Here is a 17,930-nt window from a genome sequence, read left to right as displayed (position 1 = left end):
CGTGGTGTATGCTTAACGTAACGACTATGCGTAAGGATGGCTTATGAAAATTGTTATCGCACCGGACTCGTATAAGGAAAGTTTGAGTGCGCTTGAGGTTGCGACAGCGATCGAGCGCGGTTTTCGCGAGATTTTCCCTGAGGCGGAGTACGTCAAACTGCCGGTCGCTGATGGAGGTGAAGGCACGGTTGAGGCGATGATCGCGGCAACCCGGGGACGCATTGTGCACGTTCCGGTGACCGGTCCGCTGGGCGAGCGTGTGGAAGGGTTTTATGGGATATCCGGTGACGAGCAGAGCGCCTTTATTGAAATGGCGGCGGCAAGCGGTCTGGAACTGGTAGCCCCTTCACTGCGTGACCCTCTGAAAACGACCTCCTGGGGCACGGGGGAACTTATCCGCCATGCGCTGGATGCGGGCGTTAAGCATATCATCATCGGTATCGGTGGCAGCGCCACCAATGACGGCGGCGCCGGGATGGTGCAGGCGCTGGGGGCGAAGCTGCTGGACGACAATGAACAGCCGCTGGGGCAGGGCGGGGGCGAGCTGGATAAGCTTGCGCGGATCGACCTGAGCGGCCTCGACCAGCGTCTGGCGGAGTGCCGGATAGAAGTCGCCTGCGATGTGACGAATCCGCTCACCGGTAAGGATGGCGCGTCAGCGGTATTTGGCCCGCAAAAGGGCGCCACACCCGAGATGATCGTCACCCTGGACAACGCGCTTGCGCACTATGCGAGAGTCATTGCCCGGGATCTGGACATTGATGTGCTCAACCTTGCTGGCGGCGGTGCGGCGGGTGGCATGGGCGCAGCGCTGTACGCTTTTTGTGGCGCGCAGTTGCGCCAGGGCATTGAGATTGTGACCGATGCGCTAAACCTGGCCGACCAGGTGGCCGATGCGGATCTGGTGATCACCGGGGAAGGCCGCATCGACAGCCAGACGATCCATGGCAAAGTGCCGGTAGGAGTGGCGAAAGTGGCGAAACGCTTTAATAAGCCCGTTATCGGCATTGCAGGCAGCCTGACGGCGGATGTTGGCGTGGTACACGATCACGGCTTAGACGCGGTGTTTAGCGTAATCTACACCATCTGCTCGCTGGAGGACGCGCTGGAAAATGCCAGCGCGAATGTACAGATGGCCGCAAGGAATATCGCGGCGGTGCTGAAAGTAGGGCAGGCATTTTAACTGTGATTGCCGGGTGGTGGCTTCGCCTTACCCGGCCTACGTTAGCGCACCTGTAGGCCCGGTAAGCGTAGCGCCACCGGGCTTTTCCCTCAGCTCCCCAACACCTTCATCGCTTCCCGCGTCACGTTATCCATCTCATCAAGCAGTTCCAGGAACTCCGGTTCAAGCTCCGATTCCGGCGTACCCGCGCGCAGCTGCTGCTCCAGCAGCTGGCAGAGGTTTTTCAGCCGCGGTACGCCGCTGTAGCCGCAGCTGCCGTGCAGCTTGTGGATCGCTTCCAGCAGCTCTTCCGGGTTCTCGCCCACCAGCTGTTCTTCAACCTTATTTCGGATCTCCGGCAGAAACGCGACCAGCATTTGCAGCATCTCTCGCGCTAAATCGGGTTTACCTGCCGCCTGGCGCAGCGCCAGCTGCCAGTCAAAGGTCGCATTTTGATTAACGCTTACCTCAACCGGCTCGCTGAAAACCGTATATGTTCCGCCAATGTGCCCCGGCTTATAGCGTAACAGCAGGTTATGAAGCTTCTCTTCGTCGATAGGTTTCGCCAGGTAATCATTCATCCCGGCGCTCAGTAGCTTCTCTTTCTGACCGGCCATCGCATGCGCGGTGACCGCAATCACCGGGGTTTGCTGCTGATGCGGGAGCTGGTGGATCAGCTCGCAGGCACGAATGCCATCCATGCCCGGCATCTGAATATCCATCAGAATTAAGTCGAACTGCATCTGTTTAGCCAGTTCAACCGCCTGGGCGCCGCTGGTACACAGCTCAACATGCTGAACCTGGTCTTCCAGCAATACGCCGATTAGCTTCAGGTTTGCCGGATTATCATCCACCGCCATCACGCTCATGGGCAGTTTTTGCTCGTCGTTAATCAACGGCAGTGCGTGCTGGCTAAGACGGCAATACTCCGTAAGGGCGGGCAGCAGGCGGGTCGCGGTGAGTGGTTTAAGCAGGCACGCGGCCGCACCGTCGTTTTTCAACTCTTCCGCATTAAGCTGGGCATGGCAGGGCAGCGCCAGCAGCAGATAGTCGGTCATCGACGCGGCTTTCGCCAGCCGCTCCTGCTGCATGGTCAGCTCGCCGGTGAAGGTCACCGGGATCCCCATCAGCAAAATGTCGTAATGATCAACGGCCAGGGCTGAGAAGGTTGGACTGTAAACCACCTCCAGCGGCGTGGTGCTTAAAATATCCAGCGCGCACTGCGCCGCTGCCGCGTTAGGCTCGACGTAGGCCAGGCGCTTACCTTTCAGACAGTCCGTCACCGGGCCGTCGGTCAGCACGTTCGGATTGAGGTCGAGGTTAATATGGAACCAGAAGGTTGAGCCGCGGTTTGGCTGGCTGTGGAAAGAGATATCGCCGCCCATCTCGTTTACCAGCCTCTGCGTGATCACCAGCCCCAATCCAGTACCGCCATGGCGGCGGGAGATGCTGGCGTCTGCCTGACGGAAGGCCTGGAACAGACGCGACTGATCCCGCTCCGGAATGCCGATACCGGTATCGCGGATTTGAACCTCAATCTGCACCTTGTTATTACTGATGGCGCGTTTTTCTACCAGGATGTCGATGTTGCCGCTTTCGGTGAATTTAATCGCATTCCCGACAAGATTGGTAATGACCTGCTGCAGGCGCAGCGGATCGCCAATAACGTTGTCCGGCACGTCGTTTTTAATATTAAGCGTTAGCTCAAGGCCCTTGTCGTGCGACGAGTGCGCGAGTAGCGTCACCACTTCATCGAGCGTACTGCGCAGCGGGAAGGGAATACTTTCCAGAATCAGTTTGCCCGCCTCCAGCTTGGAGAAGTCCAGCACGTCGTTAATGATCGCCAGCAGGTTATTGGCCGAACGTTCAATGGTGTGCAGGTGATCCCGCTGAGTAGGATTCAGCTCGCTTTTCAGGGTCAGGCGGGTAAAGCCGATCACGCCATTCAGCGGCGTACGCAGCTCGTGCGACATATTGGCCAGAAACTCAGACTTAATACGCGCCGCTTCCTGAGCGCGCTTTTTCGCCAGATCCAGCTCAACGTTCTGGATCTCCATCTGCTCCAGCGTTTCGCGCAGGTCAGAGGTGGCCTGGTCAACGTTATGCTGCATCTCTTCGTGATAGGCCGCCAGCGACATCGCCATCGAGTTAATGCCATTTTTCAGCATATCCAGCTCGCCCAGCATAAACCCTTCCACGCGGCTGTCGAGCTGTCCCCGGCGGATGCGGTCAACGGTATTAACCATGTTGCGGATGGGGCCCGTGACGTCGCGCATCAGACGCCAGCCGAAGATCAGCGCAATACCAATGCAGAACAGCATCATCACGCCGGAGATAAAAATTTCTTTGTACTGCTGCAGCCGTACCGACTTGAGATCCAGCTCAAGCGCTACATATCCCAGCATGTTATTGCTGGATTTGGCATCGGATTGCGCAGACTCATCGGGTGAATAGCTTTCCGACACGATCGGCGTGCGCAGGATCATGATATCGCCGCGCCGCAAGACGGTGAGGTGTCGCGGGAAGGGCGTTCCGTCCGGGATTTTCAGGGCCGCCGGATCGAGATGAAAGTTTGAGGTGACAAACAGGCGGTTATGTTCGTCGTAGACGGAAATGGCACGGACGATATCCGAGTGGCGACGGTGGAGCACGCTGATTAACTGCCCAATGGATTCGCGGTTTTGCAGGTTCATGCCGTACTCGCTGGAGACGGCAAGCGGTTCGATAATGCTGGCGCCTGCGTCCTCCAGCTGTCGCTGCAAATCGTTATAGCGGTGCACCACAAAGAAGATACTCAGCAGCAAACCGATGAGAACGGTGGGGGCGAGGATCAAAATCATCATGCGCGCGCGCAGGCTGTAGTTGGTCATGGCGTTCCGTTATGGGACAATTAAGATAATTATGTTTATGTGAGAAAAATCTCGGCGATGGCGCAATTCTACTCTGCAAAGCGACGCGTGACGACGCGTCAAATCATTACTGTTGAAGCCACGGACCTTGATCCGTTTGGTCAGGGAGTGGCTCGTCACAACGGTAAGACTCTGTTTATAACAGGTTTGCTGCCAGGAGAACGAGCAGAAATTACGCTGACGGAAGACAAGCGTCAGTACGCGCGCGGACACGTGAAGCGTCGCCTCAACGCGAGCCCGGAGCGCGTGGAGCCCCGCTGTCCACATTTTGGCGTGTGCGGAGGCTGCCAGCAACAGCATGCGAGCACAGAATTACAGCAAAAAAGTAAAAGCCGCGCGCTGGCGCGCCTCCTTAAACACGAAGTTGACGAGATTATCGCCGATGAGCCCTGGGGCTATCGCCGCCGCGCGCGCCTGAGCCTGAGCTATCAGCCCAAAACGGAGCGGCTGGAGATGGGTTTTCGCAAAGCGGCCTCCAGCGATATTGTTGACGTGAAGCGGTGCCCCATTTTGGTGCCCCATCTTGAGGCGTTACTTCCGGACGTGCACCGCTGTCTTGCATCGCTCGACGGGGTGCGTTCATTGGGCCACGTTGAACTGGTGCTGGCGAACAACGGCCCGCTGATGGTGCTGCGCCATACCGTGCCGCTGTCGAAAAAAGATCGCGAAAAACTGGAACGCTTTTCGCATTCTCATGAGCTTGCGCTTTTCCTCGCGCCGCAAAGCGAGATACTTGAACAGGTATCGGGCGAAGCTCCCTGGTATGCGTCAGACGGGCTACGCTTAACGTTCAGTCCGCGTGATTTTATCCAGGTCAACGACGGCATAAACCAGCAAATGGTGGCGAAGGCCCTGGAATGGCTTGACGTACAGCCCACTGACCGTGTGCTCGATCTGTTCTGCGGCATGGGTAACTTTACCCTGCCGCTGGCGCGCAGAGCGGCAAGCGTGGTCGGGGTGGAAGGCGTTGAGGCGCTGGTGGTCAAAGGCCAGGAAAACGCAGAGCAGAACGGCTTGCAAAATGTGACATTCTTTCATCAAAATCTTGAGGAAGATGTCACTCAACAGCCGTGGGCAAAGCAGGGTTTCGACAAAATCCTGCTCGACCCGGCGCGTGCAGGTGCCCCAGGCGTCATGGCGCATATTATTAAACTCGCGCCCAGGCGTGTGGTCTATGTTTCCTGTAACCCGGCAACGCTTGCCCGTGACAGTGAGGCGTTAATCAGCACGGGTTACCAGATTCGGCGTCTGGCAATGCTGGACATGTTCCCGCACACTGGACATCTGGAATCGATGGCGTTGTTCGAGCACATCTAATTTGTTTGGCTTGTCGACTTCGACAGGCCCTGGTCCCTAAAGGAGAGGACAATGGTTGCGGTAAGAAGTGCACATCTCAATAAAGCTGGGGAGTTTGACCCACAAAAATGGATCGCAAGTCTGGGAATTTCCAGCCAGCAGTCGTGTGAACGCTTAACCGAAACCTGGGCCTACTGTCTGCGCACCACGCAGGGACACCCGGATGCCGATCTTCTCTTATGGCGCGGCGTGGAGATGGTTGAAATCTTGTCCATGCTGAACATGGACATCGAAACGCTGCAGGCCGCGCTGCTCTTCCCCCTCGCGGATGCGGATGTGGTCAGCGAAGACGTGCTGCGCGACAGCGTCGGCAAATCCGTCGTTGCGCTGATCCACGGCGTGCGCGATATGGCGGCCATTCGCCAGCTAAAAGCCGCGCATACCGATTCTGTCTCCTCTGAGCAGGTTGATAACGTCCGCCGGATGCTGCTGGCCATGGTGGATGATTTTCGCTGCGTGGTCATCAAGCTGGCCGAGCGTATTGCCCACCTGCGTGAAGTGAAAGATGCGCCGGAAGACGAGCGCGTGCTGGCCGCCAAAGAGTGTACGAACATCTATGCGCCGCTGGCGAACCGCTTAGGTATTGGTCAGCTGAAATGGGAGCTGGAAGATTACTGCTTCCGCTATCTGCATCCGGCAGAATACAAGCGCATTGCCAAACTCCTGCATGAGCGCCGTATCGATCGTGAGCACTACATCGACGAGTTTGTCAGCGGGCTGCGCCAGGCCATGAAAGAAGAGAATGTGCGTGCCGAAGTTTACGGTCGGCCTAAGCACATCTACAGCATCTGGCGCAAAATGCAGAAGAAACACCTCGCCTTTGACGAGCTGTTTGACGTGCGCGCCGTGCGTATCGTGGCGGAGCGTCTGCAGGATTGCTACGCCGCGCTGGGGATAGTACATACTCACTTCCGCCACCTGCCGGATGAATTTGACGACTATGTCGCGAACCCAAAACCGAACGGCTACCAGTCTATCCATACCGTGGTGCTTGGCCCCGGCGGCAAAACGGTCGAGATTCAAATCCGCACCAAACAGATGCACGAAGACGCCGAGCTGGGCGTAGCCGCGCACTGGAAGTACAAAGAGGGCACTTCTGGCGGGGCACGCTCCGGCCACGAAGACCGCATCGCCTGGCTGCGCAAGCTGATTGCGTGGCAGGAGGAGATGGCCGACTCCGGCGAGATGCTGGACGAAGTGCGCAGCCAGGTCTTTGATGACCGCGTCTACGTCTTTACCCCGAAAGGGGACGTTGTCGACCTGCCGGCTGGCTCCACGCCGCTCGATTTTGCCTACCACATCCACAGCGACGTGGGGCACCGCTGCATCGGGGCGAAGATCGGCGGACGTATCGTGCCGTTTACCTATCAGCTGCAGATGGGCGACCAGATTGAAATCATTACCCAGAAGCAGCCAAACCCGAGCCGCGACTGGCTTAACCCGAACCTCGGTTACGTCACCACCAGCCGCGGGCGCTCCAAAATTCACGCCTGGTTCCGCAAGCAGGATCGTGACAAAAACATTCTTGCCGGTCGCCAGATCCTTGACGACGAGCTGGAGCATATCGGGATCAGCCTGAAAGAAGCAGAGAAATTCCTGCTGCCGCGCTACAACTTCAACGAGCTGGACGAGCTGCTGGCGGCGATTGGCGGCGGTGATATCCGTCTGAATCAGATGGTCAACTTCCTGCAGGCCCAGTTCAACAAGCCTAGCGCGGAAGAGCAGGACGCGGCGGCGCTGAAGCAGCTGCAGCAGAAAACCTATGCCCCGCAGCAGCGCAGCAAAGACAACGGCCGCGTGGTGGTCGAGGGCGTGGGCAACCTGATGCACCACATTGCCCGCTGCTGCCAGCCGATTCCGGGGGACGATATCGTCGGCTTTATCACCCAGGGGCGCGGGATCTCGATCCACCGCTCCGACTGCGACCAGCTTGCGGAGCTGCAGTCCCATGCGCCGGAGCGTATCGTGGAAGCGGTCTGGGGTGAGAGCTACTCCGCCGGTTACTCGCTGGTGGTGCGCGTCACCGCCAACGATCGCAGCGGGCTGCTGCGCGACATCACCACCATTCTCGCCAACGAGAAGGTCAACGTGCTGGGCGTCGCCAGCCGCAGCGATACCCGCGAGCAGCTTGCCACCATCGATATGACCATCGAAATCTACAACCTGCAGGTGCTCGGCCGCGTGCTGGGCAAACTGAACCAGGTGCCGGATGTGATTGACGCGCGTCGTCTGCACGGCGGCTAAACATCCTCTTCCGTAGGCCGGGTAAGGCAACGACGCCACCCGGCATTTTTTCATCAGGACAGAACTATGACTCAAATCGACCGCCTGCTCGGCATCATGAAACGCCTGCGCGACCCGGAAAACGGCTGCCCGTGGGACAAGGAGCAGACTTTCGCGACCATCGCACCTTATACCCTCGAAGAGACCTATGAGGTGCTGGACGCCATTTCACGCGAGGATTTCGATGACCTGCGCGGTGAACTCGGCGACCTGCTGTTCCAGGTAGTGTTCTACGCCCAGATGGCGCAGGAGGAAGGGCGCTTTAACTTTGACGATATCTGTGCCGCTATCAGCGACAAGCTGGAGCGCCGCCATCCGCATATCTTTGGCGATGCCACCGCAGGAAACAGCGCAGAGGTGCTGGCCCGCTGGGAGCAGATTAAAAGCGCCGAGCGCGCTGAAAAGTCCCAACACTCTGCGCTGGACGACATCCCGCTGAGCCTGCCCGCGCTGATGCGCGCCCACAAAATTCAAAAGCGCTGCTCGGCGGTAGGATTTGACTGGGATTCCCTGGGACCCGTGCTGGATAAAGTGCATGAAGAGATCGACGAAGTGATGCACGAAGCGCAGCAGGCGGTGGTCGATGAAGCAAAGCTGGAGGAAGAGATGGGCGACCTGCTGTTCGCCACCGTCAATCTTTCTCGCCATCTAGGGGTAAAAGCGGAAACCGCGCTGCAAAAAGCCAACCTGAAATTCGAACGACGCTTTCGTGAAGTCGAGCGGATTGTGGCCTCGCGCGGCCTGGAAATGACCGGAATTGACCTCGACGCGATGGAAGAAGTCTGGCAGGAAGTAAAACGCCAGGAATCTGATCTCTAACGGAATTTTGCGATCAAGCGCAATTTGTGTGATTTTTTAAATGACAAGCGCTTGATTTGCGTCAAAAACATTTACCCAAAAGGGGCTATTTTCTCACTCCTTATGTTTGTCATGGCCTGGAATGGAGACGGAGAATGAAAGTTTGTGGCGCTCGCCGTGTTCGGGTATACTACTTTCCCGTCCTGGTTATTCCATCGTTTCACCCTAACTTCTCAGGTTCAGCATGACAACGAACTATATTTTTGTGACCGGCGGGGTCGTATCCTCTCTGGGTAAAGGCATTGCCGCAGCCTCCCTCGCAGCCATTCTTGAAGCCCGTGGCCTCAATGTGACCATGATGAAACTGGATCCGTATATCAACGTCGATCCTGGCACCATGAGCCCAACCCAACACGGGGAAGTGTTCGTTACTGAAGACGGCGCTGAAACCGATCTGGATCTTGGCCACTACGAGCGTTTCATTCGTACCAAAATGACCCGTCGTAACAACTTTACGACTGGCCGCATCTACTCTGACGTTCTGCGTAAAGAGCGCCGCGGTGACTACCTGGGCGCGACCGTGCAGGTTATCCCACACATCACTAACGCCATCAAAGAGCGTGTTCTTGCCGGTGGCGAAGGGCATGACGTTGTGCTGGTTGAAATCGGCGGTACCGTGGGTGATATCGAATCCTTGCCGTTCCTCGAAGCGATTCGTCAGCTGGCGGTAGACATTGGTCGTGAACACGCGCTGTTCATGCACCTGACGCTGGTGCCTTACATGGCGGCTGCAGGTGAAGTGAAAACCAAACCGACTCAGCACTCCGTTAAAGAACTGCTCTCTATCGGGATTCAGCCTGACATCCTGGTTTGCCGTTCCGATCGTGCCATTCCAGCGAACGAACGTGCGAAAATTGCATTGTTCTGTAACGTGCCTGAAAAAGCCGTTATTTCAATGAAAGATGTCGATTCCATTTATAAAATCCCGGGCCTGTTGAAATCACAGGGTCTGGACGATTATATTTGTAAACGATTCAGCTTGAACTGTCCGGAAGCTAACCTGTCTGAATGGGAACAGGTTATTTATGAAGAAGCGAACCCGGCAGGCGAAGTGACTATCGGTATGGTCGGCAAGTACATCGAACTGCCGGACGCCTATAAGTCCGTTATCGAAGCGCTGAAGCACGGTGGTCTGAAGAACCGCGTCTCCGTCAACATCAAGCTGATTGATTCGCAGGATGTTGAAACACGTGGCGTTGAAATTCTGAAAGATCTGGATGCTATCCTCATCCCTGGCGGCTTCGGCTACCGTGGTGTTGAAGGCAAGATCGCCACTGCACGCTATGCGCGTGAAAACAATATTCCATACCTCGGCATCTGCCTGGGTATGCAGGTTGCGCTGATCGAATTTGCGCGCAACGTAGCGGGAATGGAAAACGCGAACTCTACGGAATTTGTGCCAGACTGTAAGTACCCTGTCGTGGCGCTGATTACGGAATGGCGCGACGAAGACGGTAACGTCGAAGTCCGTACCGAGAAGAGCGATCTGGGTGGCACTATGCGTCTTGGCGCGCAGGCCTGCCAGCTGTCCGACGATAGCGTGGTTCGCAAGCTGTACGGCGAGCCGGTCATCACCGAGCGCCATCGTCACCGCTATGAAGTCAACAATATGTTGTTGAAACAAATTGAAGCCGCGGGCCTGCGTGTTGCGGGTCGCTCCGGGGACGATCAGTTAGTCGAGATCATCGAGGTGCCAAACCATCCGTGGTTTGTTGCCTGCCAGTTCCACCCGGAATTTACTTCAACGCCGCGTGATGGACATCCGCTGTTTGCAGGCTTCGTGAAAGCCGCCAGCGAGTACCAGAAGCGTCAGGCGAAGTAAAAAAGTTAGAACGGCAACGCGTACCAACGGTACGCGTTGTTTGTCTGGAGTTTTAGTTTAACTTGTACTGAGGAAAATCTAATGTCCAAAATCGTTAAAGTCATCGGTCGTGAAATCATCGACTCCCGTGGTAACCCGACCGTTGAAGCCGAAGTTCATCTGGAAGGTGGTTTCGTCGGTATGGCAGCTGCTCCATCAGGTGCTTCTACGGGTTCCCGTGAAGCGCTGGAACTGCGTGATGGCGACAAATCCCGTTTCATGGGCAAAGGCGTACTGAAAGCGGTTGGCGCTGTTAACGGTCCTATTGCTCAGGCTATCGTTGGCAAAGATGCCAAAGATCAGGCTGGCATCGACAAGATCATGATCGATCTGGACGGTACTGAAAACAAATCTAACTTCGGTGCGAACGCAATCCTGGCCGTTTCCCTGGCGAACGCCAAAGCAGCAGCCGCTGCTAAAGGTATGCCACTGTTCGAGCACATCGCTGAACTGAACGGCACCCCAGGCAAATACTCTATGCCTGTACCAATGATGAACATCATCAACGGTGGTGAGCACGCAGACAACAACGTTGATATTCAGGAATTCATGATTCAGCCAGTTGGCGCGAAAACCCTGAAAGAAGCGGTTCGTATGGGTTCTGAAGTGTTCCACAACCTGGCTAAAGTTCTGAAAGCTAAAGGTATGAACACTGCTGTTGGTGACGAAGGTGGCTACGCGCCAAACCTGGGTTCTAACGCAGAAGCACTGGCTGTTATTGCTGAAGCGGTTAAAGCAGCAGGCTACGAGCTGGGCAAAGACATCACCCTGGCGATGGACTGTGCAGCATCTGAATTCTACAAAGACGGTAAATACGTTCTGGCTGGCGAAGGCAACAAAGCGTTCACCTCCGAAGAGTTCACTCACTTCCTGGAAGACCTGACCAAACAGTACCCAATCGTTTCTATCGAAGACGGTCTGGACGAGTCTGACTGGGATGGTTTCGCATACCAGACCAAAGTACTGGGCGACAAAATCCAGCTGGTTGGTGACGATCTGTTCGTAACCAACACCAAGATCCTGAAAGAAGGCATCGAGAAAGGCATCGTTAACTCCATCCTGATCAAATTCAACCAGATCGGTTCTCTGACCGAAACGCTGGCTGCGATCAAAATGGCGAAAGACGCTGGCTACACCGCTGTTATCTCTCACCGTTCTGGCGAAACTGAAGACGCGACCATTGCTGACCTGGCTGTTGGTACCGCTGCTGGCCAGATCAAAACCGGTTCTATGAGCCGTTCTGACCGTGTTGCTAAATACAACCAGCTGATTCGTATCGAAGAAGCGCTGGGTGAAAAAGCACCTTACAACGGTCGTAAAGAGATCAAAGGCCAGGCATAATTGCTTAAGCCTTAACATGAAAATGCCAGTCGAATGACTGGCATTTTTTTTGGTTATTTAAAATCGACCGCCATCTGCTCGGGAATGGTTAGTCCCCGGGTGGTTTGCACGCAGCGGGCGATATAATCCGTAAAACGAGGTGGCTTCGGCATCCCCATGCTGAGCAGCTTATCGTTGCTGAAGCGCACGTTCAGCGTGGCAAAGGCACCGTATAAGCGCATCGCTCTCAGCATCAGACGTTCGTTGCACGGACCAAAAATGGTTTTCAGTTCACGGCGCATTTTGACCAGCGTTTCGTAGCTGACCTGCGCGTACTTATCGCCAACGGGCGCTTTCTCCAGCGCCTGCGCCATTGCCCGATCGATATCCGCAAAGCGAACGCTGTTCTCTTCCCCGGCAGAAATGTGTACCACTTCCCCCGGACGCGCGTTGCTGCTCAGCAGCATTAACATTGCGTCGGCACAATAATCTACCGGGACAACGTCGATCCGGTCTTCCATCGAGCACATAAACTTCTGCAGCATCAGGCCCATGCTGAAGACCCAAAAGATACTGCTCGACGGCGTGCAGCCGTGGCGGGTATGGCCGACGACGATGGACGGACGGGCGATGAGCAGCGGCAGGTTAGGACATTCCTGGCGCATCAGCTGTTCGATGGTTGACTTCGAATACGTATATTCCACCAGGTGCTCAGCGTTTTCTCTGAATTCCGCACTTTCGGCGACCAGCGAATCCTGCTCCGGCGTGCATGACATTGCGGTGCCTACATGCAGGAAACGCTGCAGCCCTGCGACCTGCTCCATGCGGCGCGCCAGCGCTAGCGTACCCTCTACGTTCACCTTCCAGATCAGCGGGTTATTGCCAAATGACGCAACTGCCGCGCAGTTAACGACATGCGTAACCTGGTCCAGACGGGGATCGTTCAGAAAGGCTTCCGGCTGGCTGAGGTCGCCGATGAGGATATTATCCACGCTCAGGGAGGCCAGTTTCTCCTCTGAAATTTTGAACTTACGCATGTTCTCCTGCACGCGCGCCAGCCCGCTTTGCGGATCGCCGGCACGGGCAAGCAAAAGGAGTTTTACAGATTGATCGCTGGTCAGGATTTTTTCAAGTACTGCACCGCCCAGAAACCCGGTCACGCCTGTAATTAATAACATCTTCATTATTACCGTCTCATTATGATTGATGAGGCGGATTGTAGGCGCGCAAAAGTAAACGGCGTTTAAATAATAAAACGCCGGGACCGACAGCGTCTTAAGCTTATTTTAAGGAAAGGAAATCAGGTGAAAATATTGGACATTGCAGAAGGCGGAAAAATTCAATTTATTCATGTTTTTATTTTAACTTAATGATTTTAATCTGTTTTTGTCTCTTGGGTAGCGCGATGGAAATAATTCAAACTGTAATAAACAAAATAATTTGTTACACCAAACATTTATCATATAAATGAATTGAGCCCTGCTTAAGTAAAATTGAGCAAAATAAAACGCAGGCTATTTTATTTAGCCTGCGAAGGGTTTTCAGAGCAGAAGAGGAAGCGTGGCGCTGGCCGTTTGCTGGCTGACGTCAGCGTAATGACCATCCAGCGCAATCATGGATGTCGTAAGTAATTCGACCAGCAGCATCACCCCAACTTTGGCATTGAGCGCGCCCGCGCTAAGAGGGCCTTCTGGCTTGGCGGCCACCAGCAGCATATCGCTAAGAGACGCCAGCGGGCTGCGGGGCGTGTTGCTGAGCGCCAGAACCTTCACCCCGCGCTTGCGGGCAAGTTTCACCACGTGAAGTAAATCTCGCGTTGAACCGGAACTGGAGATCGCCACCACCAGCGTCTCTGCCGAAAGCGTGGTCGCATTCATGGCTGCGCGGTGCATATCGCTAAACAGCTGTGCGGATTTACCCAGCCTTAATAACTTGTAATGCAGATACTCCCCGAGGATCGCGCTGGCCGCGACGCCATAAATCTGCACGGACTGCGCCTGATGCAGCGCCAGTGCGGCTTTTTCAAGCAGCGCGCGGTCAAGGAGTCTCGCGGTATCCTGCAAAGCCTGCACCGATTCATCCACCACGCTGTCTATCTCATCCCCCGCCTGACGAGCGGGCTGGCCCTGCTGAATATCCAGCGCCAGCGCCATTTTGAATTCGTTATACCCCTTGCACCCCAGCGTCCGGCAAAGACGCGTCACGCTGGCCTCGCTGGTGTGGCTCTCTCGCGCCAGTTCGGTGATGGTCAGGTAGAGCACCCGGGCAGGGTCGCTGAGGACAAACTCACCGAGTTTTTGTTGCGTTGGGCTGTACCCGGAAGCCTCCTGGCGGAGCTTCAGCAGCAGGTTTTCATGGTCCGACATGCCACGTCCTTAATGTGTTTCACTGCGACTAGTGTGGCGGAAAGCGGGGGAAAGATGCCAGTCATTTTAAAAAAGTATGATCGGCCTCCTGGTTTGTGATGATAATTTTCACTATGAAATATTCATATGGTAAAAATTTTCATCTTTTAATGGGGGGATGAAAAAATGATGCAAATATTCAGTGGCGCTTCGTCGGGTGGATGGTTTGAAAAAGCGCAGCGCTTTGGCAAATCCTTTATGTTGCCTATCGCCGTATTGCCCGCGGCGGGTCTGCTGCTCGGTATCGGCGGGGCGTTATCGAACCCTAATACGCTGGCGGCCTATCCGTTTTTAGATGTGGGCTGGCTGCAGGCCATTTTCACCATTATGAGCAGTGCGGGTTCGATTGTGTTTGCGAACCTCTCGGTGCTGTTTGCGGTTGGGGTGGCCGTCGGGCTGGCAAAAAACGATAAGGGCACGGCGGGGCTGGCAGCGCTACTCGCGTTTCTGGTGATGAATGCCACCATCAACGCGCTGCTGATCCTCACCGGCAAACTGGCGCACGAGAACCCGGGCGCTGTAGGGCAGGGCATGACGCTGGGTATTCAGACGCTGGAAACCGGGGTGTTTGGCGGCGTGGTGATTGGTCTCGTGACATGTGCGCTGCATCATCGGTTTAATAAGATAGCGCTTCCGCAGTTCCTGGGCTTTTTTGGCGGCTCGCGCTTTGTCCCGATTATCAGCTCGCTGGCGGCGATACTCGTTGGCGCGATCGTGACCGTGGTCTGGCCGCATTTCCAGAAGCTTATTTTTGGTCTGGGCGGGCTGGTGGATGCCACCGGTTATCTTGGCACGCTGCTGTACGGCTTTATTTTGCGCATGCTTGGCCCGTTTGGTCTGCACCACATCTTTTATCTGCCGTTCTGGACCACCGCGCTCGGCGGCAGCGAGATCGTCAACGGCCACCTGGTTGAGGGCACGCAGCGGATCTTCTTCGCTCAGCTCGCCGACCCGAACACGCAGCATTTCTATGAGGGCACGTCACGCTTCATGTCCGGGCGCTTTATCACGATGATATTTGGCCTGCTTGGTGCCTGCCTGGCGATGTATCACACGGCGAAACCGGAGAACAAAAAGCGCGTTGCCGGGCTGCTGCTCTCCGCGGCGTTAACCTCATTCCTGACGGGAATTACCGAGCCCATCGAGTTCTCCTTCCTGTTCATTGCCCCGGTGCTCTACGTCATTCACGCGCTGTTTGACGGGCTGGCGTTTATGCTCGCGCACATGCTGCACATCACCATCGGGCAGACCTTCTCCGGCGGTTTTATTGACTTCGTGCTGTTCGGCATTTTGCAGGGGGAGGCCAAAACCAACTGGATGTTCGTTCCGCTGGTCGGCGTGCCGTGGTTCTTCCTCTACTACTTCACTTTCCGCTACCTGATTAACCGCTTTGATTTCGCCACGCCGGGCCGTGAAAAGGAGGCGATGGTTGATGACGTCAGCCTGCCGCAAAGCGAGCGCGCTGCGGCGGTGATCGCCGGGTTAGGCGGAAAAGACAATCTGGAAGAGGTGGACTGCTGCGCCACGCGGCTTCGCGTGACGGTCAAAGACGGCAGCAAAGTGAATGACGCGGCGCTGAAAGCCACCGGCGCGCGCGGCGTTATCGTGCGCGGTAACGGTGTACAGGTCATTTATGGCCCGCACGTCACGATTATCAAAAACGAAGTGGAAGAGATCTTATCGTAATGAAAAATGTACTGGATAACCTGAAGGGAAAACTGGTCGTCTCCTGTCAGGCGCTGGAAAACGAACCGCTGCACAGCCCGTTTATCATGTCGCGAATGGCGCTGGCGGCGGCACAGGGCGGAGCCTTCGCCATTCGCGCCAACAGCGTGGTGGATATCGGGGCCATTAAGCAGCAGGTGTCTTTACCGGTTATCGGCATCATCAAACGGGACTATCCAGGGAGCGAAGTATTTATCACCGCTACGATGAGAGAGGTGGATGAGCTCATGGCCGTCTCTCCGGAAATCATTGCCCTTGATGCGACGGCGCGGGAACGTCCTGGCGGTGAATCCCTGGAAACACTGGTCACGGCCATCCGCTCACGTTACCCCTCGGTACTGCTGATGGCAGATATTTCCACCGTAGACGAAGCCGTGACGGCGCAGACGCTTGGCTTTGACTGCGTCGGTACCACGCTGTACGGCTATACGGCGGAAACGGCAGGCCATACGCTTCCGGAGAATGACTGTGCGTTCCTGAAAGCGGTGCTGGCGGTCGTGACGGTCCCCGTGGTTGCCGAAGGCAACGTGGATACGCCCGAGCGCGCGGCCCGGTGTCTGGCGCTGGGCGCGCATACGGTCGTTGTCGGTGGGGCGATCACCCGCCCACAGCAAATTACCGCGCGCTTTATGGCGGCGATTAGCGCGCAAAGCACCGATGGAGCATGACCATCCGACGGGGATCTGCGATACTTATCGTTTATCCCCTTTACTGAGATGACTATGCAGTACCCGATTAACGAGATGTTCCAGACCCTGCAAGGCGAGGGTTACTTTACCGGCGTTCCCGCTATCTTTATTCGTTTACAGGGTTGCCCGGTTGGCTGTGCCTGGTGTGATACCAAACATACGTGGGATAAGCTCGCAGATCGGGAAGTGTCGCTGTTTAGCATTCTGGCGAAAACCAAAGAGAGCGATAAGTGGGGCGCGGGCAGTGCAGAAGACCTGCTGGCCATAATTGGTCGCCAGGGCTGGACGGCTCGCCACGTCGTCATCACCGGCGGCGAACCCTGCATTCACGATCTGACGCCGCTGACCGAGCTGCTCGAAAAGAACGGCTACAGCTGCCAGATTGAGACCAGCGGCACCCATGAAGTGCGCTGTTCACACACCACCTGGGTGACGGTATCGCCAAAAGTGAATATGCGTGGCGGGTATGACGTGCTGTCTCAGGCGCTGGAGCGCGCGGATGAAATTAAGCATCCGGTAGGACGCGTACGTGATATCGAAGCGCTGGATGAACTGCTGGCAACGCTGACGGATGAGAAGCAGCGGGTAATCGCCCTGCAGCCGATCAGCCAGAAAGAGGATGCGACGCGCCTGTGCATTGAAACCTGCATTGCGCGCAACTGGCGCCTGTCGATGCAGACGCACAAGTATCTGAATATTGCCTAGAAAAAAGCCCGGTTTTGCCGGGCTTTTTTTACTCTCCGCGATACACGCAGCCTGCCGTGCAGGTTTCTTTGATCATCACCGCGCTCAGCAGCGGTACCAGCGGCTTCATCTGATCCCAGATCCATTTTGCCAGCACTTCGCTGGTCGGGTTTTCCAGACCCGGAATATCGTTGAGATAGTAGTGATCCAGACGATCGTAGGTCGGCTTAAACGCGGCCTTCAGCTCGGCAAAGTCCATGATCCAACCGGTATGCGGATCAACTTCACCGGTGATCTCAAGACGCACCATAAACGAATGCCCGTGCAGGCGGCCGCATTTATGTCCTGCAGGAACGTGCGGAAGGTGGTGGGCGGCTTCGAAGGTGAAATCTTTAAACAGTGTGGTGGACATGATCGCTCTCAGTAATGCGGAAAAAACCGCCGCATAGTACCGGAAAGCACAATTTTTAGCATTAACTAAAACGGCTCTGAACGGTGAACGCCCGGTATTCAGGGTGATTATTGGTTTTTATTCTTTTATTTCAGATGGTTATTCAATCGTTTTTATCGCTAAGAACGATAACTAAAACAGGTTAGTCCATTTGGTTATTTATTATTTCCATCCCTTCTTTAATTGTTATTATCCACGCCGTTAACCTTATCTTCAGTTTGGATTTA

At 55.6% G+C, this 17,930-nt stretch carries 13 protein-coding genes; 9 read left to right on the top strand and 4 right to left on the bottom strand.

What is annotated here, in order from left to right; all coding sequences use genetic code 11:
- Window positions 1-43: 43 nt before the first annotated feature.
- The gene (locus ACMGGH_RS00880; RefSeq protein WP_207119355.1) at window positions 44-1,183 is read left to right on the top strand and encodes a glycerate kinase; all 1,140 of its coding nucleotides are present in this window, start codon (window positions 44-46) and stop codon (window positions 1,181-1,183) included.
- An 89-nt stretch (window positions 1,184-1,272) separates the two neighbouring features.
- On the opposite strand, the gene barA is transcribed toward ACMGGH_RS00880, so the two are convergent.
- A complete protein-coding gene (gene barA / locus ACMGGH_RS00875; RefSeq protein ID WP_048998526.1) occupies window positions 1,273-4,032 on the bottom strand; it encodes a two-component sensor histidine kinase BarA in 2,760 nt (919 codons plus the stop codon).
- Between the two features lie 57 nt (window positions 4,033-4,089).
- Here barA and rlmD point away from each other — a divergent pair, with 57 nt between their 5' ends.
- The 5 genes from rlmD (at window position 4,090) to eno (ending at window position 11,770) form a co-directional block, all read left to right on the top strand.
- A complete protein-coding gene (gene rlmD / locus ACMGGH_RS00870) occupies window positions 4,090-5,388 on the top strand; it encodes a 23S rRNA (uracil(1939)-C(5))-methyltransferase RlmD (RefSeq protein ID WP_232948849.1) in 1,299 nt (432 codons plus the stop codon).
- Between the two features lie 51 nt (window positions 5,389-5,439).
- A complete protein-coding gene (relA, locus tag ACMGGH_RS00865) occupies window positions 5,440-7,671 on the top strand; it encodes a GTP diphosphokinase (protein WP_028014256.1) in 2,232 nt (743 codons plus the stop codon).
- Between the two features lie 66 nt (window positions 7,672-7,737).
- A complete protein-coding gene (gene mazG, locus ACMGGH_RS00860) occupies window positions 7,738-8,529 on the top strand; it encodes a nucleoside triphosphate pyrophosphohydrolase (protein WP_045261274.1) in 792 nt (263 codons plus the stop codon).
- A gap of 223 nt (window positions 8,530-8,752) precedes the next feature.
- Window positions 8,753-10,390 carry a glutamine hydrolyzing CTP synthase gene (gene pyrG, locus ACMGGH_RS00855; RefSeq protein ID WP_028014254.1) on the top strand — a complete coding sequence of 546 codons (1,638 nt, stop codon included), beginning with the start codon at window positions 8,753-8,755 and terminating at the stop codon, window positions 10,388-10,390.
- A gap of 81 nt (window positions 10,391-10,471) precedes the next feature.
- A complete protein-coding gene (gene eno, locus ACMGGH_RS00850) occupies window positions 10,472-11,770 on the top strand; it encodes a phosphopyruvate hydratase (RefSeq protein WP_006811784.1) in 1,299 nt (432 codons plus the stop codon).
- 53 nt (window positions 11,771-11,823) lie between these two features.
- Here eno and ACMGGH_RS00845 read toward each other — a convergent pair whose 3' ends face one another.
- Both ACMGGH_RS00845 and ACMGGH_RS00840 read right to left on the bottom strand, forming a co-directional pair.
- Complete coding sequence (locus ACMGGH_RS00845) at window positions 11,824-12,933, bottom strand: SDR family oxidoreductase (RefSeq protein WP_193066136.1); 1,110 nt, start codon at window positions 12,931-12,933, stop codon at window positions 11,824-11,826.
- A gap of 357 nt (window positions 12,934-13,290) precedes the next feature.
- Window positions 13,291-14,115, bottom strand: a complete 825-nt coding sequence (locus ACMGGH_RS00840; RefSeq protein ID WP_028014252.1) for a MurR/RpiR family transcriptional regulator — start codon at window positions 14,113-14,115, stop codon at window positions 13,291-13,293.
- A gap of 165 nt (window positions 14,116-14,280) precedes the next feature.
- Between ACMGGH_RS00840 and ACMGGH_RS00835 the strand changes: the two genes are divergently transcribed.
- Genes ACMGGH_RS00835 through queE form a run of 3 tightly spaced genes read left to right on the top strand, consistent with a single transcriptional unit; the run spans window position 14,281 to window position 17,273 of the window.
- On the top strand, window positions 14,281-15,840 hold the full coding sequence (locus ACMGGH_RS00835) for a PTS transporter subunit EIIC (RefSeq protein ID WP_232948850.1): 1,560 nt from the start codon (window positions 14,281-14,283) through the stop codon (window positions 15,838-15,840).
- On the top strand, window positions 15,840-16,547 hold the full coding sequence (locus tag ACMGGH_RS00830; protein WP_193066134.1) for an N-acetylmannosamine-6-phosphate 2-epimerase: 708 nt from the start codon (window positions 15,840-15,842) through the stop codon (window positions 16,545-16,547). Before ACMGGH_RS00835 ends, ACMGGH_RS00830 begins: the two co-directional genes overlap by 1 nt.
- 54 nt (window positions 16,548-16,601) lie before the next feature.
- On the top strand, window positions 16,602-17,273 hold the full coding sequence (gene queE, locus ACMGGH_RS00825; protein WP_028014249.1) for a 7-carboxy-7-deazaguanine synthase QueE: 672 nt from the start codon (window positions 16,602-16,604) through the stop codon (window positions 17,271-17,273).
- 28 nt (window positions 17,274-17,301) lie between these two features.
- Here queE and queD read toward each other — a convergent pair whose 3' ends face one another.
- On the bottom strand, window positions 17,302-17,664 hold the full coding sequence (queD, locus tag ACMGGH_RS00820; protein WP_003862700.1) for a 6-carboxytetrahydropterin synthase QueD: 363 nt from the start codon (window positions 17,662-17,664) through the stop codon (window positions 17,302-17,304).
- Window positions 17,665-17,930 lie beyond the last annotated feature (266 nt).

This window comes from Enterobacter sp. BNK-16 (assembly GCF_048684955.1).
Classification (GTDB): domain Bacteria; phylum Pseudomonadota; class Gammaproteobacteria; order Enterobacterales; family Enterobacteriaceae; genus Enterobacter; species Enterobacter bugandensis.
The sequence above is the reverse complement of the archived record's forward strand: the minus strand, read 5'-3'. Positions and strand labels throughout refer to the sequence as shown.